This window comes from Microbacterium luticocti DSM 19459 (assembly GCF_000422405.1).
Taxonomy (GTDB): domain Bacteria; phylum Actinomycetota; class Actinomycetes; order Actinomycetales; family Microbacteriaceae; genus Microbacterium; species Microbacterium luticocti.
This window is the reverse complement of sequence record NZ_KE383823.1, coordinates 28,488-52,819: the sequence shown is the minus strand read 5'-3', so window position 1 is coordinate 52,819 and position 24,332 is coordinate 28,488. Positions and strand designations below refer to the sequence as shown.

The following is a 24,332-nucleotide window of genomic DNA, read 5'->3' as shown; positions in this document are numbered from 1 at the left end:
TCGAGGCATGCTCATCGCGTTCTCTGTCGCCCCCAGCGGAACCGGCCGGTCGGACGGGTCGGTGCACGACGCCGTCGCCGCGGCGGTCCGTGTCGTCCGTGAGTCCGGCCTGCCGCACCGCACGACCTCGATGTTCACCGAGATCGAGGGGGAGTGGGACGAGGTCTTCGATGTCGTCAAGCGCGCCACCGAAGCGGTGATGCCGTTCGGGTCCCGCGTGTCGCTGGTGCTGAAGGCCGACATCCGTCCCGGGTACACCGGCGAGCTCGACGCGAAGGTGGAGCGGCTGGAACGCGCACTCGGCGAGCCGGATGCCGACTGAGCCGGGCTCGGACCCGGGCGCCGACCGCGCCTTGCGCGACCTGCGGTCTGCGGTGGATGCGGCACCCGCCGACGACTCCGAGCTGCGCGTGGCCGGAACCGCGGTGCTGGTGCGAGGCGGCGACGCCGGACCCGAGGTGCTGATGATCGAGCGCCCCGACCGCGGCTCGTTCGCCGGCGCCTGGGTGTTCCCCGGCGGGGGTGTCGAGCCGGCCGACCTGCGCGCCGGGGACGCCGAGCAGTCCGACGCACGCCGGGCTGCCGCGCGCGAGACCGCCGAAGAGGTGGGACTTCGCATCGCGCCCGAGCACCTGCATCCGTTCAGCTGCTGGACCCCGCCACCGGGCATCCCCAAGCGCATCCGTACGTGGTTCTTCGTCGGCGCCGTCACCGATTCGGTGGTGACGCCGGCCGTGGCCGAGGTGGTCGAGGCGGCGTGGGTGCGTCCGGCCGACGTGCTCGACCGGCATGCTGCAGGCCGGGTCGTGCTCTACCCGCCCACCTGGGTGACGTTGTACGGGCTGACGGGCGCCTCCGACGCGGCGGAACTCGTCGCGCGGGCGCGAGCAGCCGGTGTGCGCACGTTCCACACCCGGGTGCGTCGCTGCGAGACGGGCACGGTGTTCTGCTGGGAGCCGGATGCCGCGCACGATGCCGGGCCGGACGCCACGGGTGCCGCGACCCTGGATGTGCCCGGGCCACGCCACCGGCTGCTGACCGACGCGTTGCCCTGGCGGTACGTGGTGTCGGATTAGGCTTCGAGCAGCCGGCGCAGGTGCGCGCCGACCCGGTCGGTCTCGATGAGAAAGCCGTCGTGGCCGAAGTCGCTGGCCAGCACGACCGCCTCGTCGCCGTCGAGGGTGTTCGGGATGCCGCGGGCGATGCGGTGCTGGCCCTCCACCGGGAACAGCCGGTCGGTGTCGATGCCGAGCACGAGCGTGGTGGCCGTGACCCGGGCCAGCGCATCCTCGATGCCGCCGCGGCCGCGGCCGACGTCGTGCGAGTCCATCGCCTCGACCAGCCGGATGTAGCTGTTCGCATCGAACCGCCGGGTGAACTTGTTGCCGTGGAAGTCGAGGTAGGACTCCACCGCGAACCGGCCGTCGTCGCCGAGCGGCGACACGTCGGACTGCCACGAGCGCCGGAACCGCATGTTCAGCTCGGCGGGGCTGCGGTAGTTCAACAGCGCCATCCGCCGGGCCAGGGCCAGCCCGCGGTGCGGGCCGTTGCCCGAACCTGCGTCGTAGTACTCGCCGTCGGCGAACCGCGGATCGATCTGGATCGCCTCCAGCTGCACCGAGTTCAGGGCGATCTGGTCGGCCGTGTTGAACGGCGGTGCCGACAGCACCGCTAGCCTGCGCACCCGTTCCGGCGTCGAGATCGCCCACTCCAGCGCGTGCATGCCGCCCATCGAGCCGCCGACCACCGCCGCCCACACATCGATGCCGAGCAGGTCGGCCAGCCGCTGCTGCGCGGCGACCTGGTCGCGGATCGTCAGGTAGGGGAATCGCGACGCCCACTCATAGCCGTTCGGGCCGATACTGGCCGGACCGGTCGAGCCCTGGCATCCGCCCAGCATGTTGGGCGCGACCACGAACCACCGGTCGGTGTCGATGGGGCAGCCGGGTCCGACCACGTCCTCCCACCAGCCGGCCGTGGGATGCCCGGGCCCGGCCGGTCCGCGCACGTGGCTGTCGCCGGTGAGGGCGTGCAGGATCAGCACGGCGTTGTCGCGCGCGTCGTTCAGCTCGCCCCAGGACTCGTAGGCCAGGCGCACGAACGGCAGCTCGGCGCCCGTCTCGGTGCGGAACGTGCCGAGCCCGGCGAACCGGCGGTTGCCGACCGGGTCGCCGTCACGCCACGCCCCGGTCGCCGGCGGGCGGCCGAGCAGCGATCGGGCGTCGGCCTCCGTCACCGGCGCGCTGGGCACCGTGTCTTCGGAGGTCTGCTGCCAGTCCATGGGTCCATTCTTCCGTGTCGGCGCCGGTGGCCCCGGCCTGTTACGGGTGTCGGGTGACGCTCGGGCGGCGGTGCGCGCTCCGGTGGCGGGCTGACGGCGGTGCGCTCGTCGGCGGCACGCCGACAGCGGTGCGCTCTCCCGCGTCATCCGGTCCCACCTTCGGAGGATCGCACGAACCTCGGACCGTTCGGGCCGAAACCCTCCGAACCTCGTGGCATCCTCCGAAGTCTGTGAGCCAGAAACCCGGGTGCGGGCACAACGCAGCCGCGGTGCCGACGACGGATGCCTCGGGCCGGCCCGTCGGCGCAACGTCGGGGGTGCGGCGTAGCCTCGCGCGCATGGACGCAGCGATGGAGTATCTGATGTCCGGCGACCCGGCGATCCGCTGGCAGGTCATGCGCGATCTGCTCGACGCACCCGCCGACGAGGTCGCCGCCGAGCGCGCGCGGGTCGCCCGCGAAGGGTGGGGCGCGCGTCTGCTCGCAGAGCAGGGGGAGGACGGCCTCTGGGACGGCGGTGTGTACCGGCCCGGCTGGGTCGACGAGTCCCGCCCGATGTACGACGCCTGGACGGCGACGCACTTCAGCCTGCAGCAACTCGTCGATCTCGGGGTAGACCCGACCGATCCGGCCGTACGCACGGCGATCTTGCGCGTGCGCGAGAACGTGCGGTGGGATGCCGGTGAACCGTACTTCGCGGGCGAGACCGAGCCATGCCTCAACGGTGTCGTGCTCACCATCGGCGCGTACTTCGGCGAGGCCGACGAACGCCCCGTGCACTCATTGCTCGCCCGGCAGCTGCCCGACGGCGGGTGGAACTGCTGGGCCGAGTACGGCGCGCGGGTCGCGTCGTTGCACTCGACGATCTGCGCGCTCGAGGGACTGCGCGACTGGGAACAGGCCACCGGCGGGACCGCCGTCGTCCGTGCGGCGCGGCATCGCGGAGAGGAATACCTGCTCGAACGAGGACTGATGCGCCGCCGCAGCACGGGCGAGATCATCGATCCGCGGTTCACGATGGCCTCGTATCCGGTGCGATGGTTCTACGACGTCCTGCGCGGCCTCGAGTACATGCGTCGCGCCCGGCCCGAGCGCGACGCACGCTGCGCCGAGGCCGTCGAGCTCATCCGTTCCCACAGTGACGGCGACGGACTGTGGCACCTCGAGAACGTCCACGAGGGCCCGACGCTGTTCGACATGGAAGGGGTGCCCGAGGGCCTTCCGAGTCGCTGGGTCACGCTGCGGGCGCTGCGCGTGCTGCGCTGGTGGGATGCGGCATGACCGTCGCCAGGGTGCGCAGACGACGGATGCCTCGGGCCGGCCCGTCGGCCGAGCCGAGGCATCCGCAGGCCGGGCTCAGACGCGCGCGGCCTCACGCACCTCGTGCGCCGCGGCCAGAGCCTGGGCGAGGTCGTCCTTCAGGTCGTCGACGTTCTCGAGGCCCACCGACAGGCGCACGAGACCCGGGGTCACGCCGCTGGAGAGCTGCTCCTCAGGCGAGAGCTGCGAGTGGGTGGTCGAGGCCGGGTGGATCACCAGCGAACGCACGTCACCGATGTTGGCGAGGTGGCTGAACAGGGTGAGGTTGTCGACGAACGCGCGGCCGGCGTCGACACCGCCGGTCAGCTCGAACGACAGCACCGCCCCCGCGCCCTTCGGCGCGTACTTCTGGGCGAGCGCGTGCCACGGCGAGCTGGCGAGGCCGGCGTAGCTGACCGACGCGACGTCGTCGCGTGATTCGAGCCACTCGGCGATCTGCTGTGCGTTCTGCACGTGTCGCTCGATGCGCAGCGACAGCGTCTCGATGCCCTGGATGAGCTGCCAGGCGCTGTTCGGCGAGATCGCCGGGCCGAGGTCGCGCAGCAGTTGCACCCGCGCCTTGATGATGAACGCGATGCCGTCGCCGAGCACCCCGGTGTAGCTGACGCCGTGGTACGACGGGTCGGGCTCGGTGAGCCCAGGGAAGCGGTCGGCGTGCTGCGACCACGGGAAGGTGCCCCCGTCGACGATGGCGCCGGCGATCACCGTGCCGTGGCCGCCGAGGAACTTCGTGGCCGCGTGGATGACCACATCCGCGCCGTGCTCGAACGGGCGGATCAGGTACGGGGTCGCGATGGTGTTGTCGACGAACAGCGGCAGCCCGTTCTCGTGCGCGATGTCGGCGACGGTGCGGATGTCGAGCACGTTGATCTTCGGGTTGCCGATGGTCTCGGCGAAGAACAGCTTGGTGTTCGGCCGCACCGCGGCGCGCCATGCCTCGGCGTCGTCCTGATCCTCGACGAAGGTGGTGTGGATGCCGAGCTTCTCGAGTGTGTAGCGCAGCAGGTTGTAGGTGCCGCCGTACAGTGCGGACGAGGCGACGACGTGGTCGCCCGCGCCGGCGACGTTGAGGATCGCCAGGGTCACCGCCGACATGCCCGACGCGGTCAGCAGTGCTGCGGTACCGCCCTCGAGCGCGGCGAGGCGCTGCTCTACGACGTCCTGCGTCGGGTTCTGGATGCGGGTGTAGATGTTGCCGACCTCGGCCAGCGAGAACAGGTTCGCGGCATGCTCGGTGTCGCGGAACACGTACGAGGTGGTCTGGTAGATCGGGGTGGCGCGGGCCCCCGTGACGGGGTCGGGCTGGGCGCCGGCATGGATCTGAGCGGTCTCGAACCGCCAGTTCTCGGGTGCGGACATCGGGTTCTCCTCGGGTTCGGCGTCGGCCTGGGATCGCGGGGCGACAGGTTCGAGAGTACGGATGCGGCCTCGTTGTCAACAACGAGGGGGAAATGTGACGTAACGTGCCGGCGCGACGTGCCCGAGGCGGCGGCGTTACCGTGGAGTCATGACCAGACGAGCAGTGGTGACCGGGGCCAGCACCGGGATCGGCGAGGCGACCGTGCGGGCGCTGCGTGGCGGTGGGTGGGATGTCGTGGCCGTCGCCCGGCGGGCGGAGCGCTTGGCGGCACTGGAGTCCGAGACCGGGGCGGTGGCGTACGCCGCCGACCTCACCGTGCCGGCCGACGTCGACGCGCTTGCTGAGTGGCTTGACGGGTCGGGGCCGGTGCACGCGCTGGTGCAGGTGGCCGGCGGCGCCCGCGGCGCCGACCGGGTCGAGGACGGCAGGCCCGAGGACTGGCGGTGGATGTTCGAGGCGAACGTCATGGCCACGCAGCGACTGGTCGCGGCGCTGCTGCCGCTGCTGCGGCGGGCCGCGGCATCCGACTCGCACGCCGACACCGTGTTCGTGACCTCGACCGCCGCACAGGGGGCGTACCCGGGCGGGGCGGGATACAACGCCGCGAAGGCGGGGGAGTCGATGCTCGTGCACGCGCTGCGGCTGGAGCTGAACGGCGAGCCGATCCGGGTCGTCGAGATCGCGCCGGGTCTGGTGCACACCGAGGAGTTCACGCTCAACCGCCTCGGCGGCGACCGGGCCGCGACCGAGAAGGTGTACGAGGGCGTCGAGGCGCCGCTTCGCGCCGCCGACGTCGCCGACGTGATCGCGTATGCGATGAACGCGCCCGGCCACGTGAATCTCGACCTGGTGACGATGCGCCCGGTCGCCCAGTCTGCACAGCACCTGTTGGCACGCGGGCCGCTGCGTGTGAAGGGCGAGTGACGGGCGCCGCGACCGCCTACGCTGGTCGCGTGGCGATGACCCTTCCCGAACTGGCCGATGCCGGACTGATCGACGCCGGGTGGGCGCGCGAACTCGCGCCGGTCGCCGGCGACATCGCGGCGCTGGGCGACCGGCTGCGTGCCGAGGTCGCCGCGGGGCGGCACTACCTGCCGGCCGGCGACCGCGTGCTGCGGGCGTTCGCACGGCCGCGCTCGGACGTGAAGGTGCTCATCGTCGGACAGGACCCGTACCCCACCCCGGGGCATCCGATCGGCCTGTCGTTCGCGGTCGACAGGCATGTGCGGCCCCTGCCGCGCAGCCTCGCGAACATCTACCAGGAACTGCGCGACGACCTCGGCATCCCGCCGGCCGCGCACGGCGACCTGTCGGCGTGGAGCGACCAGGGCGTCATGCTGCTGAACCGTGTGCTCACCGTCGCGCCCGGGGCCCCGGCATCCCATCGCGGCTGGGGCTGGGAGAAGGTCACCGAGCACGCGATCCGGTCACTGGTGGATCGCGGCGGGCCACTGGTGGCGGTCCTGTGGGGGAGGGATGCCGCGAACCTGCGGCCGCTGCTGGGGAACACGCCGATCATCGCATCGGCCCACCCGTCGCCGCTGTCGGCGAGCCGTGGGTTCTTCGGTTCGCGGCCGTTCTCCCGCGCGAACGAACTGCTGGCGGCGCAGGGCGCGGACCCCGTGGACTGGCGCCTTCCCGACTGACGGACGGGCGCCCGGGTGTCACGAGATCAGGAGATATCGCGGATGCAGGAGGTTTCCGGCCAGATCGTCCTGATGCGGTGATATCTCCTGACCCGGTGCTGCGGGGTCGGGGCTGTCACGAGATCAGGAGATATCGCGGACGCAGGAGGATTCCGGCCAGATCGTCCTGATGCGGTGAGATCTCCTGATCTGGTGATGTCGACTGATCCGGTGATATCGGCTGATCCGGTGATGCGGAGCCTGGGCTGTCACGAGATCAGGAGATATCGCGGATGCAGGAGGTTCCGGCCAGATCGTCCTGATCCGGTGATATCTCCTCATCTGGTGATGTCGCCTGATCCGGTGATGCGGGGTCTGGGCCACGAGATCAGGAGATATCGCGGATGCAGGAGGATCCGGGCCAGATCGTCCTGATCCGGTGATGTCGCCGGATCCGGTGACGGGATGCTGCGGCCGGGCGGATGCCGAGTGGCCGGGCGGATGCCGAGTGGCCGGGCGGATGCTCAGTGGCCGGGCGGATGCTCAGTGGCCGGGGTCGTCGGCGGGGCGGCCGGGGTCGTCGTCGGGGCGACCTGGGTCGGGGCGGTCGCGTTCGAACGCCTGCACCTCGGTGACGAGGTCGCGCCAGGGCCCCTGCAGCCGGGTCTCGGGCAGCTCGGTGCGGTGGTCGTCGTCGCCGAGCCGGGCTTCGATCCGCCAGACGAACCGGTCGGCGCCGCCGGCGTCCGCCTCGCCGGGCTCGTTCCACGGACACTGCCGGATCAGCGCGACCCAGTGCCCCCGTTCGGGCTCGGGCGGTTCGGCGCGCCACTGCCGGCGCAGCCCGGCGATCCCGCCGCTGCGCACCACCGTCACCTCGACGACGGGCGGTTCACGATCCTGCGGTGTCTGCATCGGTGAGCACGCCGACGCCCGTCCAGGCCGAGCGCACGGCGGCGACCTCCTTCGATTCCTCACCGTACTCCGCCGCGGCGGCGGTGAGGGTCGCTGTCGCGAACGTCGCGAAGTCGGCGTCGCGCGGCAGCGAGCCGCCGGTCACCGTGCGGTACCAGATCAGACCTGCCGTCTGCCAGGCCTTGCCGCCGATGGCGGTCGCCGTCAGATAGAACGCGTGGTTCGGGATGCCGGAGTTGATGTGCACGCCGCCGTTGTCGTCGGTGGTCTGCACGTACCCGGCCATCGTCGCCGGCTGCGGGTCCTTGCCCAGCACGTCGTCGTCGTAGGCGGTGCCCGGCGCCTTCAGCGACCGCAACGCCACCCCCTGCACCTGGTCGGTGAAGATCCCCTCGCCGACCAACCACGACGCCTGATCGGCGGTCTGGCCGAGATGGTACTGCTCGGTCAGCACCCCGAACACGTCCGAGATCGACTCGTTGAGCGCCCCGGACTGCCCCTGGTAGTCCAGGCCACCGCTGGACTCGGTGACCCCGTGCGTCAACTCGTGCGCGATCACCGTGATCGACCCGGTGAACCCGGTGAACACGTCACCGTCGCCGTCGCCGAACACCATCCGTTCGCCGTTCCAGAACGCGTTGTCGTAATCCTGGCCGTAGTGCACGGTGGCATCCAGTGCCAGACCGTGCCCGTCGATCGAGTCGCGGTGGTAGGCGTCCCAGTAGAAGTCGAAGGTGATGCCCAGCCCGTCGAACGCCTGGTTCACCGTGGCATCGGCCACCGGCGCCTGGTCTTCGGTGCGCACCACGTCGCCCGGCAGCGTCTCGGTGTTGTGCGCGTCGGCGATCGTGCGGTCGGGCGACGGGGCGGTCTCTGCCACGAGCGTGCCGCCGTCCACGCTCAACTCGAGCGCGGTACGGTGCGGCCGATAGCTGCGCGGTGCGAGCAGAGTGTGGTGCGCGGCCCGCGCGGCCCGCGCCAGATGCGGCTTGTCGGTGGCCGCCACCCGATCGAGCAGGAACGGCGGAACGATCCCGTACCACGTGCCCAAGCCCACACCTGCGTTGTCCATATCCCGAGGGTAACCCCGGGTTCAGACACCGGCACCCGGGTCGATGACCGGAATGGATGCCAGCAACCGCCGCGTGTAGGCCACCTGAGGCTCCAGCAGCACCTTCTCGGTCGGTCCCTCCTCGACGATGCGGCCGTCCTTCATCACCACGACCTCGTCGCACAGGCTCTGCACGACGCCGATGTCGTGCGAGACCATGATCAGGGTCAGCCCGTCGCGCTGACGCAGCCGGCGCAGCACCTCGAGGATCTGCGCCCGCACGGTGACATCCAGCGCCGACAGCGGCTCGTCGCCGATCAGCAGGCGGGGGCGGTGCACGATCGCCCGCGCCAGCGCGATGCGCTGCCGTTGCCCGCCCGAGAACTCGTGTGGGAAGCGGTTCGCCATCTCGGGCTCGAGTCCCACGTCGACGAGCACGTCGCGCACCCGGTCGCGGCGGCCGGCCGAGCCCGGAGCGCCGTCGCCGGAAAGACCCAGCGCCCACAGCGGCTCGCCCACGATCCGTCCCACGCTCATCCGAGGGTCCAGCGACGCGTACGGGTCCTGGAACACGATGCCCGTCTGCCGGCGCAACCAATGCAGCGCACGGGCGCCGGAGGTGGCATCCACCGCCTGCCCGTCGAAGACCACGGTGCCCGAGGTCGGCGCGTCCAGCGCCAGCAGCAGCCGCATCAGCGTCGACTTTCCCGACCCGGACTCGCCGATCACGCCCATCGCGGTGCCCTCGCGCACGTCGATGTCCGCGTCGGCCAGCGCCGTGGTGACCGCACGCGGCCCGAACATCCTCACGCGCGGCCCCCGGTAGCGCCGGGTCAGTCCGCGTGCCTGCAGCAGAAAGGATGACGTCATGCCCGGCCCTCCGGCTTCCACACCGTCGCGGTGGCATCGCGCAGCAGCCCCTGCGCCACCGGCGAGGTGGGGGCGGTCAGCAGGGTGCGCACCGGCGCCTGCTCCACCACCCGGCCGTGATCGAGCACCACGGCGTCGGCGGCGATCTGCGACAGCACCGCGAGGTCGTGGGTGATGAACACCAGCGACATGCCGTCGTCGGCGACCAGGCCCTGCAGCAGGTCGAGGATCTCGGCCTGGATCGTCACGTCCAGCGCCGTCGTGGGCTCGTCGGCGATCAGCAGCCGCGGCCGGCACGCCAGTGCCATGGCGATCGCGACCCGCTGCCGCTGCCCGCCCGAGAGCTGGTGCGGGTACCGGTCGACGATCCGCTCCGGATCGGGCAGGTGCACCCGGGCCGCCTCGGCGATCGCGCGCCGGCGGGCCTCGCGCCGTGAGATGCGCTCGTGGATGCGCACCGCCTCGGCGATCTGCCGGCCGACGGTGCGGATCGGGTTCAGGGCGGTGCGCGGCTCCTGGAAGACGATGCCGATCTCGTCGCCGCGGATGCCGGCCAGCTGCCGGTCGGGCATGCCGATCAGTTCGCGATCGTTCCACCGGATGCTGCCGGTCGCGCGCGCCCCGTCGGGCAGCAGACCGAGGATCGCGAGTGCGGTCAGCGACTTGCCCGATCCGGACTCGCCGACAAGACCCAGCCGTTGCCCGTCGGCGACGTCGAACGAGACGCCGTCGACCACGCGGCGGCCGCCGATGTGCACAGTCAGGTCGCGCACGCGCAGACTCATGCGACCACCTCCGGCTGTGGCATCCGCGCGCCGTCGTCACGGCGCGACAAGGTGGGGTCGGTCGCCTCGCGCAGCGCGTCACCGAGCAGGTTCAGGCCGAGCACAGTGAGCGTGATCGCCAGCCCTGGCCACAGCACCGACAGCGGGTGCACGGTGAGGAACTGCTGCAGCTCGGCCAGCAGCAGCCCCCAGCTGGGCTGGGTGACCGGCGCCCCCACACCCAGGTACGACAGGCCCGCCTCGGCGAGCACGGCGACGGCCATGCCCCACGACAGCTGCACGATGAACACCGGCGCCACGTTCGGCAGCAGATGTCGGTACAGGTTCTGCGCCGGGGTGAGTCCGCTGGCCCGCCCGGCCAGCACGAAGTCGCTGTGCAGTACGCGGCGCAGCTCGGGCCGGGTGACCCGGGCGATGTTCACGCCGAAGCCGATGCCGACCGCCCAGATCACCACCCACAGCGACCGCCCCCAGATCGCCGAGATCATCAGCGCGATCAGCAGCACCGGGAATGCGATGAGGATGTCGACCAGCACCGCCACCGACTCGCGCACCCACCGGGCCGCCAGGGCGCCCAGCGATGCGAGCGCGATGCCGACCACGGTCGCGATCAGCGCCGCGCCCACCGCGACGAACACGGTCGTACCCGCCCCGCGCATGAGAAGGCTCAGGATGTCACGACCCGAGCCGTCGGTGCCCAACAGGTGCGGCCAGCCGGGGCCCTGCCACCGCGCCGCGATGTCGACGTGCTGCGGGTCGAACGGGGTCCAGACCCAGGCGATCAGCGCCGTGGCCACGACCACGGCCGCCACCACCAGGCCGAACCGCCCGGTGGACAGGCGCCAGAGCCGGCGCAGCCAGGAGCCGGTCATGCCGCCTCCCGTTGCCGCGGGTCGATGGCGCGGTGCACCAGGTCGACCGCGAACCCGATCACCAGCACGAACCCGGTGAGCACGAGCAGTTCGCCCTGCACTTTGACCAGGTCGCGGTTGCCGACGTCGGCCACCAGCATCCGTCCGATGCCCGGCAGCGAGAACAGCTGCTCGATGACGACGGCCCCGACGATGATGCCGGCCACCTGCAGGCCGAGCACCGTGATCACCGACAGCGCCATGCTGGGCAGACCGTGCCGGATGAGCGCCTGGGTGCGGGTGAGCCCCTTGGCGGCGGCGGTGCGCACGAAGTCCTGGCCCACCGCCTGCAGGGTGGCGCTGCGCACGAACCGCAGCAGCATGGCGCCCTCGACGATCCCGATCGTCAGCGCCGGCAGCAGTAGCGACCGCAGCGCGAGGCCGGGCTGATGCCACCCGGCGCGGGGAAAGCCCTGCGCCGGCAGCCAACCCAGCCACACCGCGAACACCACGACGAGCATCATGCCCGCCCACACCACCGGCACCGCGGCCAGTGTCTGCGCGGCGACGTTCAGCGCGGTGCCGCCCGCCCGGGCGCGCAACACGGCGGCCAGCACCCCCAGCGGCACCGCGATCACCAGGGCGATCGCCATCGCCAGAAGACCGAGCGGCACGGTGACCTGCGCCTTCTGCACCAGCTCGCCCAGCACGGGGCTGCCGGTGATCAGCGACCGGCCGAAGTCGCCGCGCAGCACGCCGCCGATCCAGGTGGCGTACTGCACCGGCAGGGGATCGCCCAGGTGGAGCTGCCCGCGGATGGCCGCGACCTGCTCGGGGGTGCTGTTGGTGCCGGCGATGAGCTGAGCCACGTCTCCGGGCAGCACCCGGAGGGTGAGGAAGATCAGCACGCTGGCGACGAACAGCCCGACCACGAGCAGGGTCAGTCGCGTCAGCGCGTAGCGGATCACTCCGTGCTCTTGGCGATCTCGGCGAGGTTGAGGCGTTCGTTGACGTTCACGGACGGCATACCGGTGATGTTAGTGCCCACCGCGACCACGGACGCGCCGTTGTACACCCAGTCCGCGGCCATGTCCTCCGACACGATGCGGGCGGCCTGCCGCAGCAGGTCGGCGGCTTCGTCCTCGCTGGTCGCGCTGAGCGAGTCCTGGTACAGCTGCTGCACCTTCGGGTTGTCGTAGGTGAAGTAGTAGTCCGGGTTCGCCCAGTTCTCGAAGTCGCGGGCCTCTGTGTGCAGCACGAAGCTGAGGTCGTAGTCCTTGTTGACGTACACGTCGTTGAGCCAGGTGGGGAACTCCACCGAGTTCACCTTGAGGGTGATGCCGACCGCGTGCAGGTCCGAGACGAGGATCTGCGGGATGGTGGTGCCGTAGCCGTTGTAGATCGTGAGCGTCAGCGTGATGTTCTCGGCACCGGCATCCTTCAGCAGCTGCTTCGCCTTCGCCGGGTCGTACGGCACCAGCGACGACAGGTCTTCGTAACCGGGGTCGAGCTCGGGGATCGGTCCGTACAGCGTCTGGCCGGCGCCGAGCGCGGTGATGACGGCCTTGTGGTCGATCGCCTGCCGGATGGCCTGGCGCACCCGCTTGTCCTTCAGCCACCGGTTGTGGCTGTTCATCGCCAGGGTGCCCTTGTCGGTGGACTTTCCGAGCACGAGGCGGAAGTCGCCGTTCTGCTCGATCTGCTGCTTCAGGTTCGCGTCGAACCCGGTGACCACGTCGACCTCGCCGGCCTGGGCGGCGTTGAGCGCGGCCTGCGTGTCGGGGATGTAGTCGAAGACGATCTCTTTGACCTTCGCGGGCGTGCCCCAGTACTTGTCGTTGCGTTCGAAGGTGATCGAGTCGCCCTGCTTCCAGCCGGCCAGAAGGAACGGGCCGGTGCCGTTGGTCGCGGTCTTGTAGTCGACCGTGTCGCCCTTTTTCAGGATGACGCCTGCCCGGCCGGTCAGGTTCCACAGCAGCTGCGAGTCGGGCTCGTTCATCGTGATCGTGATGGTCTGACCGTCTGCGGTGACGTCCTTGACACGGGCCAGCGTGTCGGCGTCGGTCCAGCCCTTCTGGGTCTTGTGCTGGGTCAGCGACCACACCACGTCGTCGGCGGTCAACGGCTGACCGTCGGCGAAGGTGACGCCCTCGCGCAGCGTGAACGTGTAGGTCAGCCCGTCGGGTGAGACCTGGTACTCGCTGGCCAAGGCCGGAACGATCTTCTGCTCGGGCGTGCGCGAGACCAAGCCCTGGTACACGTTGTCCATCAGGATCTGGTCGAGCGCGGCACCCGAGGTCTGTCGGATGTCGAGGTTGCTCGGCTCGAGCACCAGCCGGATCGCGACCGAGGCGTCGGGGTCGGGGGTCCCGGTGCCTGTGGGGGTCTGAGAGTCGCCGGTGCAGCCGGTCAGCGCGAGCGTGGCCGTGGCGACCAGGGCGGCGGCCGCCAGCAGGGTGCGACGAAGCATGGGGGTTCCTTTCGCGGGCTGGCACAAGCCTAGACGGCGTGCGGGGAGGTCACCGAGTCATCTCGACCGGTGACGGATGCGCGGGGCCGCTCACCCGGCGTCGGCGAGCGCGCGCAGCATCCGGCCGAGCCGGGCGGGCATCTCTTCGTGCACGTTGTGGCCGGTAGGCACCGTCACCACCTGGGCGTGGGGCAGCCGCCGGGCGAAGTCGTCGGCTTCGGCGCCGGTCACATAGCCGTGGTCGCCGCGGATCAGGGTGATCGGCGCGGTGACCGCGTGCAGGTCGGCCCACCCGGCATCGGCGAGCACGGTGGCCACCGCGTCGGGCGCGCCCGAGGCGGCCCGGGCGGCGGCCAGGTGGGCGAAGTGGTGCTTCCACTCCACCCGTCCGTCGGCACGCACCCGCGAGTTGAGGTAGACGCCGCGGGTCGCGGCGGTGCGCGAGCCGCCCAGGCCGAAGCTCAGCGCCCGCTCCACCAGCTCGTCGCGGCTGGCCCAGTCGGTGGGGCCGGCGAAGAACCGGGCGATCTGCTGCGCGTTGCCGGCCGGGTCGATGCCGGGGGTGATGTCGACGACGACGAGCGAGCGCACCAGGTCGCCGGCCTGGGCGGCCACCGTCGCGGCGGTCAGCCCGCCCAGGGAATGGCCGACCAGCAGCTGGGGGACCGTGGTCCACGCGCGCATCCCGGCCACGGCGTCCGGTGCGAGCGTCGAGGCGACGTAGGCGAGGTCGTCGCGCCACGACGAGTCGCCGTGGCCGGGCAGGTCGACGGCCAGGGCGGGCAGGCCGAGCGCGAGGATCGTGGTGTCCCAGGTGTGCGCGTTCAGGCCCGCCCCGTGCAGGAAGGTCACCACCGGGCCGGCGTCGGGCCGGTCCGTCGGCGCGTAGCGCAGCGCCGACAGCCGCCGTCCGTCGGGCAGGGTCAGTGTCAGCCGCTCGGCTGCGGGCACCGGGCCGGCGATGCCGATCTCGGCCGCCTGGGCGGGCAGGAACGAGAACTCGTCGAAATCGTCGTCGATCACCGGCCCATTCTGGCACCTCGGACGCGGCCGCTAGGCTGGCGCCATGAGCGAGCAGCCCCGCGTGCACCTGTCCCGTTCGGCCAAACCGGCCTACCAGGCCCTCGACGCGTTCGCGAAGACCGTGCGGCAGCAGGCCGGCGACGCCGGGCTCGACGACCGGATGGTCGAGCTGGTGCAACTGCACGCGTCGCAGCTGAACGGCTGCGCCTATTGCGTGCGCGTGCACGTGGAGCGGGCGGTGGCGGCCGGGCTCGACGCCGACGTCATCGCGCAGTTGGCCACGTGGCGCGAGTCGGGGGTGTTCACCGACCGTGAGCGGGCCGCACTCGAACTCACCGAGTCGTTCACGTTCATCCACGAGGCCGGCATCCCCGACGACGTGTACGACCGGGTCGGCGGCATCCTCTCCGAGCGGGAGTACGTGGCGCTGAGCTGGCTGATCGTGTCGATCAACTCGTTCAACCGCATCGCGATCGCCGGCCGTTACCCGGTTCCCCCGCGCTCCGCGACCGGGGAGTGAGCCCGCATCGGTCGCACACGGGACCCCACGCAGTCGTACACGGAGCTCACACAAGGGTAGGCATGCCTAACCTTGCGCTAGACTGGCCTGGTCATGACCACCGACGCCTCCACCCGCACCCCGATCAGCGCCGTCGCGCGCCGTCGCGCACGCCGCGGCGTTGTGCAGCATCTCATCGCCGCCGACGAGTCGTCGCTCGGTGAACTGCAGGCGCTGCTGGCCACGCTGCCGGTGTGCGCCACCGGGCGGGTGTTCGTCGAGGTGCCGGATGCCTCGTGGATCGGTGCGCTCGCCGCACCCGGCCGGATGACGGTGACCTGGTTGGACCGCTCGGCCCGCAGCGGTGAGCCCGGGTCGGGACGCGCGTGCGCGCGCGGTCAGGCGCTGACGCGTGCGGTCTCGGCGTGGGCCGACGAGATGATGTGCGCCCCGGGGGACGCCACCCGCGTGTTCCTGCTGGGCGGGTACCTCGGCACCGCACAGATCGTCGAGCACCTGGCCGAGCGGCTGGGCCGGGCCCCCGGTTCGGTGCACGCACCGCAGTGCTACGGGCTCGGCACCCGCTGATCGCATGATCGCCCGTCGCGCGCGCTGACCGCGTGACCGCCCGTCACCCCGCTGACCGCATGATCGCCCGTCGCGCGCGCTGACCGCGTGATCGCACGTCGCGCCCGTTGACCGCGCCGGTCACGCCCCGCGCGGCACATAGTTGCCGTCTTCGAGACCGGCCTCGATCTCGAACCGGTTGCGCAGCGGGTCGCGCCCGGCCAGCAGGTACAGCACGGGCATCAGAAAACCGTAGCGGCGCCATTGCCGGGCGTGCACGGCCTCGTGGCGCAGCACCGCGTCGGTGGGGTCGTCGTCGCCGGTGAGGAAGCAGCATCCCACGCACACCCCGCCCCGGCGGAAGGTGCGCTTCGGCATGCCGCGGAACACCCACAGCCCGTGCCGCCGTTCGATGCGTCCGGTGCTCCAGATCGCGCCCCACACCCAGCCCACGGCCGTGCCGTACACCGCGCCGGCGTGGCTGATCGGCGAGTCCAGCAGCGCCGCCGGAATGAACCGATCGATCCGGCGGCCGCGCGCCACCGCCTGCTCGGCGCGTTCGGCCCAGCCGGGCTCGGGGGCGGGGATCGGGCTCATGCCAGCGCCCCGACCAGGCGCAGGATCGCGCCCAGGTCGGCCACGGCGTCGGCCGGCGTCGGGGGTGAGAACCCGGTGATCGCCGACCCGCACAGCCTTGCCGACTGCCGCAACGCCTGGATGCACGCGGTGACCGCGGCCACGTCGGGGCCGAACGGCTCGGGGTCGCTCAGCCCGACCATCGCGGACGGGTCGAGCACGTCGAGGTCGATGTGCACGAACACGGACGTCGCGTCGCCGACGGCCGCGACCACGGCTGCCGGGGTCAGCTCGTCGGCGGTGATCACACTCAGCCCCAGCCTGGCGGCGACGCGCTCTTCGATCGGGTCGATCGCGCGCACCCCGGCCAGCACCACCCGTGAGGGGTCGAGGCCGTGCTCGGCGGGGCGGGGCACGGCGTCGTCGACGAGGGCCCGCACCGCCATCGTGTCGAACGCGCCGGTGGGGGAGGTGTCGGCGTCGTGCAGGGCTGCGTGCGCGCTGAACCACACGACCGCCGCACCCGGGTCGGGAGCGGCGGTGGTCGCTCCGGTCGCGGCCAGCGCCGCCGTGGTGGCCACACCCGCATCGCCGCCGACGCTGAGCACCGGTTCGCCCGAGTCGGCGAGCTCTGCGAGGGCGGTCAGCTGCACGCGTGCGCAGTGCTGCAGCGCGCTGAGCCGGTGCACCCCGGAATCGAGCGACTCGCCCGCCTCCAGCGGCACCTCCACGGTCTGACAGGCCGCGCGGGGCAGGTCGCCGGCGATCGCCTGGGCGCCGTCGACGAGCTGCATCGCCCGCGCCGACGACGAGCCCTGCCATTGCGGCACGACGAGGAAGCGGGTCATGCAGACCTCCCGTTCGGGATGCCGCGGGAGGGTGCTCCCGCGGCATCCGGGTCACGCATCGTGGGTGTCACGCACCCGGCGTGTAGGGAACCGACGGGGCGTCGATGGCGCCCTGCGCGGGCGCGGCCTGCCCGCCGGTCTTCAGCGCGGCCAGCCGCGCCTCGACCTCGGTCAGCTCGCCCATGTCGTCGAGCTGGTTGAACTGCGCGTCCAGGCTCGAGGCGGCCAGCTCCTGCTTGCCGGTGGCCAGCGCCTCTTCGCGGCGGATCTTCTCTTCGAACCGGCCGAGCTCGCTGGTCGGGTCCATGACGTCGATCGACTTGACGGCGTCGGCGACCTTGTTCTGCGCCTCGGCGGTCTTCTGCCGCGCGACCAGTTCGGCCGACTTCGCCTTCAGCTGGTCGAGCTTCTGCTTCATGCCGTTCAGGCCGTCCTTGAGCTGCTCGACGGTCTTGTTCTGCGCGGCCAGCTGCGGCTCGGCGGTCTTCGCCTCGTTCTCGTGCTGGATCTGGCGCTGCAGCGCCACCTTGGCCAGGTTGTCGAACTTGTCGGCCTCGGCGCCGTTGCCGCCCGCGCGCAGCTCGTCGGCCTTGCGGCTGGCGGCGAGGGCCTTGCGACCCCATTCGGCGGCGGCCTGCACGTCCTCTTCGTGGTCGCGCTCGAGAAGGCGCAGGTTGCCGATCGTCTCGGCGATCGCCGACTCGGCGTCGGCGATGTTGTTGGTGTAGTCCCGCACCAGCTGGTCGAGCATCTTCTGTGGGTCCTCGGCGGAGTCCAGCAGCGCGTTGATGTTGGCGCGCACGAGCGTGGAGATCCGTCCGAAGATGGACTGCTTTGCCATCGGTTTGCCTTTCTGTCGGGTGTGTGAGGTCTTCTGTTCCGGGTGTGTGTCGCTCGTCGAGGTCGTGTCGTTCGTCGCAAGGTCGCGTCGGGTCTGCCGTGCTCTTCCGGTCTGGTCGCGGGTTCAGAACCGCCCGCCGCCGCCGATCCGCCCGCCGCCACCGATGTGGCCGCCGCCGCCGATCCGCCCGCCGCCGCCACCGAATCCGCCGAACCCGCCGCCACCGAATCCGCCGACGCGCCCGCCGCCGCGCCCACCGCTGAGCAACGAGCCGAGCACGATGCCGCCGAGCACGGCGCCCATGTTGGTGCCGCCGCTCGTGCCGGACGCGGCACCGAACCCGCCGAAACCGCCCACGTCGTTCTGTGCGGCCTGCAACGCGAGCCCGGCGAGCTGGTCGGCCCGCTGCGCGTGCACCAGAGCCTGTGCCGGATCGGACGCCTGCATCTGCTGGGCCTGCACGAGTTCGGCGCCGGCTTGGGCGAGCCGGGTGCGGGCATCGGCGCCGATCGCACCGCGGCGGGTGGTGAGGAAGTCCTCGGCCGCCGAGACCTGGGCCTGAGCCCGCATGAGCGTCTGGCCGAGCACCTGCTGTGCGCGGCGCTGCTGCTCCTGCGCGTCGCGCACGCCCTGCACCACCTGGTCGATCTGGGTGTTCACCGCCTGCAGCGCCTTGAGCGTGGCCAGCGGATGCCGGGTGCCGGCCGCCAGGTCGGCCTTGGCGGCATCCACCTGGCTGCGGGTGGCGGCGACGGCCTTGGCCACGGCCCCGTCCTGGTCGGGAAGGCCGGACGCGGCGGCGATGTCGCCCTCGAGCTCTGGGATGAGCGCGGCGATCTGCTTCTCGGCCTCGGCGAGGTCGCCGCCCAGTGAGGTGATCGCCTGTTCCAGCTGGGCGGCCTGATCGGCGGCCTGATCGGCGGCACGGATCGCCACCGCCGCCTCACCGGTCTTGCCGGCCGTGACGGCGGCGTCCGCCGCCGCCAGCTGCTCATCGGCGAACGACAGCCGGTCGCGGGCCTGGGTCACGTTGTCGGCCACCGTGGTCAGGGCCTCGGGGGCGTACCCGGTCTGCAGCTGCGCGAGGGCGGAGGCCGCGGCATCCACCCCGTCGGCGGCCTGCTGCCGGCGCTGCCGTGCGGCGGCCAGGGCGGCGGGGGCGTTCTGCTCCAGCTTGCGCAGCTGGTCGAACGCGGCCGCCTTCTCGTCGAGGTTGTGGGCGGCATCCTCGCACAGCTGGATGATCTGCGTGTTCCAGGTGCGCACCTCGTCGGGCGTGTCGGCCTCGGTGTCGTCGAGCTTCTGCTTGAGCGCGAACGCCTGGTCGAGGGCGGCCTTGGCCTGCGCGAGCGCCGTGGCGAACTCGGCGGTGGCATCGTCGCCGAACTCGGCGCGGGCGAAGCCCAGTTCTTGTTCGCTGGTGCGCACGGCGTCGTCGGTCTGCACCAGCGCCGAGCCGGCCCTGCGGGCGAGCTCTTTCGGGTCCAGCTTCTGCAGCGCGGGCCCGGTCGCCGTGGCCTTTTTGCGGCGGGCGCGCACCAGCACCACGACGAGCACGATCGCGACGATGATCACGAGCACGATCAGAACGGCCGTGGCCACGCCGCCCGAGCCGCCCGAGCCGGCGGAGGACGTCCCCGAGCCCGAGCCGCCGCCGGCGGCATCCGTCAGCCCGTCGGCCGTTGCGGCGACCGCCCCCGCCCAGTCGCCGCTGCGCAGCTCGGGCTGCACCTGCTGCTGGCCGATCTCGATCAGCTGGTCGGCCGAGACCGGGCCGTCCGCGGAGCCCGACAGGTAGTACTGCCGCGAGCCGACGGCGACTGCGAGCAGGTACTGGTTCGAGCCGAGACCGTTGTCGGTCGCGACCTGGTCGGTCCATTCCTGCGCCGACGACGGGTCGGTGAACGTGTCGACGTAGACCGCCCACAACTCCATGTCGGTCTCGTCGGCGAAGCGCTGGGCGGCCTTCTCGGCGTCGGCCAGCTGCGACTCGCTGAGCACCCCGGCGTCGTCGAGCACGTAGTCCGCGCCGAGCATCACCGGCGCGGTGGCGGTGGCCGCCACGGCCGGGCCGATCACGAGGGCCGCGCACACCGCGACGATCGCCATGAGCCGACGTCCGCGCATCGGTCCCCCTTCTGCCCGCGTGCCACGCCCGTGCGGGCCCCTTCCGCGAGTCTATGCAGAGGGGGCGACACTGCGGTAGGGGGCGCGTGTCGGCCGGCCGCGGCGCCCGGCGGCGGATAGGATCACCGGTTCGGGAGGCGAGATGGACGACCGCTACGGCACGGACGTGCTGGCATCGGGGTGGCGCGACCGGCACCGGCGCGAGCTGGACCGGATCGAGGCGACGCCCGGAGCGGTCGTCGAGGTCGCCGAGGACGGCTTCTGCGGCGCCGTGGTTTCGACCGGTCAGGGCCTGGTCGAGCTGGAGGACCGGCACGGCCGGCGCCGGATGTTCCCGCTCGGCCCCGGGTTCCTCGTGGACGGCCAGGCGGTGATCCTGACTCCGCCGATGGCGAAGGTCGACCACGCGCCGCGGCGGACGGCATCCGGTTCATTCGCCGCCGCCGACGCGCGTGCCCGCGTCGCCCGCGCGAGCCGCATCTTCGTCGAGGGCAGGCACGACGCCGAACTGGTCGAGAAGGTGTGGGGTGACGACCTGCGTGCGGAGGGCGTCGTCGTCGAGTACCTGCAGGGCGTCGACCTGCTCGACGCCGCGCTGCGCGAGGACCCGCCGTCGCAGGCGCGGCGGTACGGGGTGCTCGTCGACCACCTGGTGCCCGGCTCGAAGGAGGCGCGCATCGCCGAGGCCGTCGAACGCGGACCGCACGGGGCGCACGTGCGCATCGTGGGGCATCCGTTCGTGGACGTGTGGCAGTGCGTGCGTCCGGCCGCGCTCGGCATTCCGGCCTGGCCGGTCGTGCCGCGCGGCGTGGAGTGGAAGGTGGGGGTGTGTCGGGCGTTCGGCTGGCCCGCCGCCGACCAGGCCGACATCGCACGGGCGTGGCAGCGCATCCTCGCCCGGGTCGGGTCGTACCGCGATCTGGAGCCGGCACTGCTCGGGCGGGTCGAGGAGCTCATCGACTTCGTCACCTACCCTTGACGGGTGCATGAGCCCGATCCCGCCTTCCGCAAGCAGCCCGTCTCGTTCGTGCGCCGCAGCGGCCGGATGAGCCCGGCGCAGGAACGCGCCTGGTCCGAGCTGTCGCCGCGGTACCTGATCGAGGTGCCGCGGGCGGTCGCCTCCACGAGCGTGGCGCACGGATCCGAGCTGGATCCGGCCGAGGTGTGGGGACGCACCGCCCCGCTGATCGTCGAGATCGGGTCGGGACAGGGGCACGCGATCGTGCACGCCGCGGCAGCGCGGCCCGAGGCGGACTTCCTCGCGGTCGAGGTGTTCAAAGCCGGCCTTGCCCGCACCATGAAGGACGCCGACGCGGCCGGAGTGGGCAACCTCCGGCTGGTCGAGGCGAACGCGCCCGAGGTGCTCACGCACCTGGTGCCGGCGGCATCCGTCGACGAACTCTGGGTGTTCTTCCCCGACCCCTGGCACAAGAAGCGGCACACCAAGCGCCGGCTGGTCACGGCCGAGTTCGCCGCCCTCGCCGCGCGCGCGCTGAAGGCGGGCGGGATGCTGCGGCTGGCCACCGACTGGGAGGACTACGCGCTGCAGATGGCAGAGGTGATGGATGCCGCGGACGGCTTCGCGCGTGCGTTCGAGGGCGAGTGGGCGCCTCGCTTCGACGGGCGCGTGATGACCGCGTTCGAGCGCAAGGGCCGGGCCGCCGGCCGCGAGATCCGCGACCTCGCGTACACACGGATCTGACCATCGGGGACGGGCTCTGTACCACGCGGCGACGGCGGGCCGGGGCGTTGTGATGCCGGCGCCGGGCCGGGGGATTCTCCTGTCTCGCCCGCCGTTGCGCCCGGCTCTACGATGAGACACCACGCACAACATCGGAGGGTCGCGCATGTCATCCACGGCACAGCAACGGTCGGTCATGGCGGAAGGGCGGCGCCGATGACGCCGGCGTTCGGCGGGCGGATCGCCACCGACGTCCGCGACTCGGTTCCGGACTGGGCGCCGTACCTGGAGCCGTCCGCACCCGAGGGTGCCCCGAACATCCTGTTCATCGTCTGGGACGACATCGGGTACGGCGCCTGGGACCTGTACGGCGGCCTCATCCAGATGCCGACCATGCGGCGCATCGCCGAGCGCGGCGTGCGCTTCTCGCAGTTCCACACCACGGCGTTGTGCTCGCCGACGAGGGCTTCGCTGCTGACCGGCCGCAACGCCCAGAGCAACGGCATGGGCACGATCGGCGAGATGGCCGACGGGTTTCCGGGACTGTCGTGCCTGATCCCGCGCGAGAACGGCATGCTTCCCGAGGTGCTGCGCGAGCACGGCTACAACACGTTCGCACTCGGCAAGTGGCACTTGAGTCCGGCGGTGGAGATGGGCATGGGGGCGTCCAAGCGCACGTGGCCGCTCTCGCGGGGATTCGACCGCTTCTACGGATTCCTCGGCGGCCTGACCGACCAGTGGTACCCCGACCTGACCTACGACAACCACCCGGTCGAACCGCCCGCCCGTCCCGACGAGGGCTACCATCTGTCGGCCGACCTGGCCGAGCGGGCGCTGGAGTTCCTGCGCGATTCCCGCTCGGCGGCACCGGCGAAGCCGTGGTTCGCCTACCTCGCCCCCGGTGCCGGCCACGCACCCCACCATGCGCCCCGGGAATGGAGCGACCGGTATGCGGGTGCCTTCTCGATGGGATACGAGCGGTATCGCGAGATCGTGCTCGAGAACCAGAAGCGGCTCGGGTTGGTGCCCGACGACACGGTGCTGCCGCCGCTGAATCCCTACCGGGATGCCGCGGGCCCCGACGGTCAGTCGTGGAACGAGAGCGATCTGGTGCGGGAATGGGACTCGCTCTCGGCCGATGAGCGCCGCCTTCTGGAGCGGCAGGCCGAGGTCTTCGCCGGGTACCTCTCCTACACCGATCACCACCTCGGCCGGGTTCTGGACTTTCTGGAAGAGACCGACCAGATCGAGAACACGCTCATCGTCGTGATCAGTGACAACGGTGCGAGCGCCGAGGGCGGGCCGGCCGGCTCGGTGAACGAGAACCGCTGGTACAACGGCATCCCCGAGGACCTCGACCTGAACCTGTCGCTGCTGGGCGACCTCGGCCTCGAGAACACGCATCCCCACTATTCGAACGGGTGGGCGATGGCGTTCAACACGCCGTTCAAGATGTACAAGACGTACGCCTCCCTCGAAGGCGGGGTCGCCGATCCGCTGCTGGTGTCGTGGCCCGCCCGCGTCGCAGCCCGCCCCGAGCCGTGCCACGAGTACGTGCACGTGATCGACGTGGTGCCCACGGTGCTCGAGGCACTCGGCATCCAGGCGCCCCGGACGGTGGCCGGCATCGACCAGTCCGAGATCGAGGGCGTGAGCTTCTTGCCCGCGCTGGTCGACCCGGCGGCGACGACGGATAAGTCGGTGCAGTTCTACTCGATGCTCGGCACCCGCGGCATCTGGTCGCAGGGCTGGCATGCCAGTGCCGTCCACGCGCCGACGCCGTCGGGCTGGGGACGGTTCGACGAGGACCGGTGGGAGCTGTATCACCTCGACGAGGACCGCAACCAGCTGCACGACCTGGCTGCGGAGCATCCCGAGAAGCTCGACGAGTTGAAGCGTCTCTGGGACGAGCTGGCGCGGCGCTACAACGGTTACCCGATCGACGACCGCAACTCGGAGGAGATCCTCGCCGTCGAACGGCCCAACATGACCGGGCTCACCGACACGCTCGTGCTGTACCCCGGATGCGCACCGATCTCGGAGCACGGCGGCGGCGTCGAGCTGCCGCACCGGTCCTTCGGCATCACCGCGGATCTCGAGATCGACGACCCCGCGCAGGTCTCCGGGGTCGTCTACTCGCTCGGCGCCCGATTCGGCGGGCACGCACTCGTGGTGCGCGAGGGTGCGCTGCGATACATCTACAACTGGCTGGGCGAACTCGAACAGGAACTCGTCTCGACGGTGCCGCTTCGCTCGGGGCGCCATGTCGTCGAGGTGCGGTACGAGATCGACGGGCAGGTCGACGGATCACCGCACGGGATGGCCACCCTGACGATCGACGGCGAGACGGCCGCACGCCAGCGCATCCGCACCCAGCCGGGGTACTTCAGCCTCGCGGGCGAGGGCGCGACGGTGGGCCGCGAGGTGGGGCAGCCGGTCTCGGCGAGCTACGCGCCGCCGTTCCCGTTCACCGGCGGAACCATCCATCACGTGGTGGTGCGGCTGCTCGGCACCGGCACGACCCGGGACGCCGACGCCCGCGTGGGCGAGGCGTTCGCCCGGGATTGACGTGGGCGCACGCTGACGCGCCGCGCCGAGCCTCGGCGGCGGGGACCCCGCCTGACGCAAACACTGAGATGCGAG

General features: G+C 71.6%; 24 protein-coding genes. 10 read left to right on the top strand and 14 right to left on the bottom strand.

Annotated elements, in window-relative coordinates; translation table 11 throughout:
• The first annotated feature begins 7 nt into the window (after nucleotides 1-7).
• Both H577_RS0112955 and H577_RS0112950 read left to right on the top strand, forming a co-directional pair.
• A complete protein-coding gene (locus H577_RS0112955; protein WP_029146301.1) occupies nucleotides 8-322 on the top strand; it encodes a thiamine-binding protein in 315 nt (104 codons plus the stop codon).
• Complete coding sequence (locus H577_RS0112950; RefSeq protein WP_051192024.1) at nucleotides 312-1,076, top strand: NUDIX domain-containing protein; 765 nt, start codon at nucleotides 312-314, stop codon at nucleotides 1,074-1,076. Before H577_RS0112955 ends, H577_RS0112950 begins: the two co-directional genes overlap by 11 nt.
• Here the strand turns inward: H577_RS0112950 and metX are convergent.
• Nucleotides 1,073-2,281, bottom strand: coding sequence for a homoserine O-acetyltransferase MetX (metX, locus tag H577_RS0112945; protein ID WP_029146299.1), 1,209 nt, complete (start codon nucleotides 2,279-2,281; stop codon nucleotides 1,073-1,075). The two genes, H577_RS0112950 and metX, sit on opposite strands and share 4 nt — an antisense overlap.
• 338 nt (nucleotides 2,282-2,619) lie before the next feature.
• Between metX and H577_RS0112940 the strand changes: the two genes are divergently transcribed.
• Entirely contained in the window at nucleotides 2,620-3,561 is a 942-nt protein-coding gene (locus tag H577_RS0112940; protein WP_029146298.1) for a hypothetical protein, read from the top strand.
• Between the two features lie 75 nt (nucleotides 3,562-3,636).
• Here H577_RS0112940 and H577_RS0112935 read toward each other — a convergent pair whose 3' ends face one another.
• Nucleotides 3,637-4,959, bottom strand: a complete 1,323-nt coding sequence (locus H577_RS0112935) for a bifunctional o-acetylhomoserine/o-acetylserine sulfhydrylase (RefSeq protein ID WP_029146297.1) — start codon at nucleotides 4,957-4,959, stop codon at nucleotides 3,637-3,639.
• A gap of 148 nt (nucleotides 4,960-5,107) precedes the next feature.
• Here H577_RS0112935 and H577_RS0112930 point away from each other — a divergent pair, with 148 nt between their 5' ends.
• Nucleotides 5,108-5,884: an SDR family oxidoreductase gene (locus H577_RS0112930; protein ID WP_211217936.1), complete on the top strand. Its 777-nt coding sequence runs from the start codon at nucleotides 5,108-5,110 to the stop codon at nucleotides 5,882-5,884.
• 29 nt (nucleotides 5,885-5,913) lie between these two features.
• The gene (locus H577_RS0112925) at nucleotides 5,914-6,606 is read left to right on the top strand and encodes a uracil-DNA glycosylase (RefSeq protein WP_029146295.1); all 693 of its coding nucleotides are present in this window, start codon (nucleotides 5,914-5,916) and stop codon (nucleotides 6,604-6,606) included.
• Nucleotides 6,607-7,128: 522 nt separating this feature from the next.
• Here the strand turns inward: H577_RS0112925 and H577_RS16540 are convergent.
• The 8 genes from H577_RS16540 to H577_RS0112885 all read right to left on the bottom strand — a co-directional run bounded on the left by H577_RS16540 (nucleotide 7,129) and on the right by H577_RS0112885 (nucleotide 14,547).
• Nucleotides 7,129-7,500: a protealysin inhibitor emfourin gene (locus tag H577_RS16540; protein ID WP_211217935.1), complete on the bottom strand. Its 372-nt coding sequence runs from the start codon at nucleotides 7,498-7,500 to the stop codon at nucleotides 7,129-7,131.
• Entirely contained in the window at nucleotides 7,478-8,572 is a 1,095-nt protein-coding gene (locus H577_RS0112915; protein ID WP_036285137.1) for a M4 family metallopeptidase, read from the bottom strand. The genes H577_RS16540 and H577_RS0112915 overlap by 23 nt, the downstream gene beginning before the upstream one ends.
• Nucleotides 8,573-8,593: 21 nt before the next feature.
• Nucleotides 8,594-9,421, bottom strand: coding sequence for an ATP-binding cassette domain-containing protein (locus tag H577_RS0112910; RefSeq protein ID WP_029146293.1), 828 nt, complete (start codon nucleotides 9,419-9,421; stop codon nucleotides 8,594-8,596).
• On the bottom strand, nucleotides 9,418-10,206 hold the full coding sequence (locus tag H577_RS0112905; protein WP_029146292.1) for an ATP-binding cassette domain-containing protein: 789 nt from the start codon (nucleotides 10,204-10,206) through the stop codon (nucleotides 9,418-9,420). Before H577_RS0112905 ends, H577_RS0112910 begins: the two co-directional genes overlap by 4 nt.
• The gene (locus H577_RS0112900; protein ID WP_029146291.1) at nucleotides 10,203-11,078 is read right to left on the bottom strand and encodes an ABC transporter permease; all 876 of its coding nucleotides are present in this window, start codon (nucleotides 11,076-11,078) and stop codon (nucleotides 10,203-10,205) included. Before H577_RS0112900 ends, H577_RS0112905 begins: the two co-directional genes overlap by 4 nt.
• Complete coding sequence (locus H577_RS0112895; protein WP_029146290.1) at nucleotides 11,075-12,025, bottom strand: ABC transporter permease; 951 nt, start codon at nucleotides 12,023-12,025, stop codon at nucleotides 11,075-11,077. The genes H577_RS0112900 and H577_RS0112895 overlap by 4 nt, the downstream gene beginning before the upstream one ends.
• Nucleotides 12,022-13,527 (bottom strand): ABC transporter substrate-binding protein, encoded by a 1,506-nt coding sequence (locus H577_RS0112890; RefSeq protein WP_029146289.1) that lies wholly within the window; start codon nucleotides 13,525-13,527, stop codon nucleotides 12,022-12,024. The genes H577_RS0112895 and H577_RS0112890 overlap by 4 nt, the downstream gene beginning before the upstream one ends.
• Before the next feature lie 90 nt (nucleotides 13,528-13,617).
• Nucleotides 13,618-14,547, bottom strand: coding sequence for an alpha/beta fold hydrolase (locus H577_RS0112885; RefSeq protein ID WP_029146288.1), 930 nt, complete (start codon nucleotides 14,545-14,547; stop codon nucleotides 13,618-13,620).
• 46 nt (nucleotides 14,548-14,593) lie between these two features.
• Between H577_RS0112885 and H577_RS0112880 the strand changes: the two genes are divergently transcribed.
• Both H577_RS0112880 and H577_RS0112875 read left to right on the top strand, forming a co-directional pair.
• The gene (locus H577_RS0112880) at nucleotides 14,594-15,070 is read left to right on the top strand and encodes a carboxymuconolactone decarboxylase family protein (RefSeq protein WP_029146287.1); all 477 of its coding nucleotides are present in this window, start codon (nucleotides 14,594-14,596) and stop codon (nucleotides 15,068-15,070) included.
• A gap of 93 nt (nucleotides 15,071-15,163) precedes the next feature.
• The gene (locus H577_RS0112875; protein ID WP_051192023.1) at nucleotides 15,164-15,637 is read left to right on the top strand and encodes an SIP domain-containing protein; all 474 of its coding nucleotides are present in this window, start codon (nucleotides 15,164-15,166) and stop codon (nucleotides 15,635-15,637) included.
• A 120-nt stretch (nucleotides 15,638-15,757) separates the two neighbouring features.
• Here H577_RS0112875 and H577_RS0112870 read toward each other — a convergent pair whose 3' ends face one another.
• From H577_RS0112870 to H577_RS0112855, 4 genes are all read right to left on the bottom strand, one after another.
• Nucleotides 15,758-16,213: a hypothetical protein gene (locus tag H577_RS0112870; protein ID WP_029146285.1), complete on the bottom strand. Its 456-nt coding sequence runs from the start codon at nucleotides 16,211-16,213 to the stop codon at nucleotides 15,758-15,760.
• Nucleotides 16,210-17,040, bottom strand: a complete 831-nt coding sequence (locus H577_RS0112865; RefSeq protein ID WP_029146284.1) for an arginase family protein — start codon at nucleotides 17,038-17,040, stop codon at nucleotides 16,210-16,212. Before H577_RS0112865 ends, H577_RS0112870 begins: the two co-directional genes overlap by 4 nt.
• A gap of 67 nt (nucleotides 17,041-17,107) precedes the next feature.
• Entirely contained in the window at nucleotides 17,108-17,881 is a 774-nt protein-coding gene (locus tag H577_RS0112860; RefSeq protein WP_029146283.1) for a PspA/IM30 family protein, read from the bottom strand.
• Between the two features lie 123 nt (nucleotides 17,882-18,004).
• The gene (locus tag H577_RS0112855; RefSeq protein WP_029146282.1) at nucleotides 18,005-20,008 is read right to left on the bottom strand and encodes a TPM domain-containing protein; all 2,004 of its coding nucleotides are present in this window, start codon (nucleotides 20,006-20,008) and stop codon (nucleotides 18,005-18,007) included.
• Between the two features lie 142 nt (nucleotides 20,009-20,150).
• Here H577_RS0112855 and H577_RS0112850 point away from each other — a divergent pair, with 142 nt between their 5' ends.
• The 3 genes from H577_RS0112850 (at nucleotide 20,151) to H577_RS0112840 (ending at nucleotide 24,257) form a co-directional block, all read left to right on the top strand.
• Nucleotides 20,151-20,987: a DUF3097 family protein gene (locus tag H577_RS0112850; protein ID WP_029146281.1), complete on the top strand. Its 837-nt coding sequence runs from the start codon at nucleotides 20,151-20,153 to the stop codon at nucleotides 20,985-20,987.
• Nucleotides 20,988-21,053: 66 nt separating this feature from the next.
• The gene (gene trmB / locus H577_RS0112845; protein ID WP_156876661.1) at nucleotides 21,054-21,710 is read left to right on the top strand and encodes a tRNA (guanosine(46)-N7)-methyltransferase TrmB; all 657 of its coding nucleotides are present in this window, start codon (nucleotides 21,054-21,056) and stop codon (nucleotides 21,708-21,710) included.
• A gap of 195 nt (nucleotides 21,711-21,905) precedes the next feature.
• Nucleotides 21,906-24,257 (top strand): arylsulfatase, encoded by a 2,352-nt coding sequence (locus tag H577_RS0112840; RefSeq protein ID WP_029146279.1) that lies wholly within the window; start codon nucleotides 21,906-21,908, stop codon nucleotides 24,255-24,257.
• Nucleotides 24,258-24,332 lie beyond the last annotated feature (75 nt).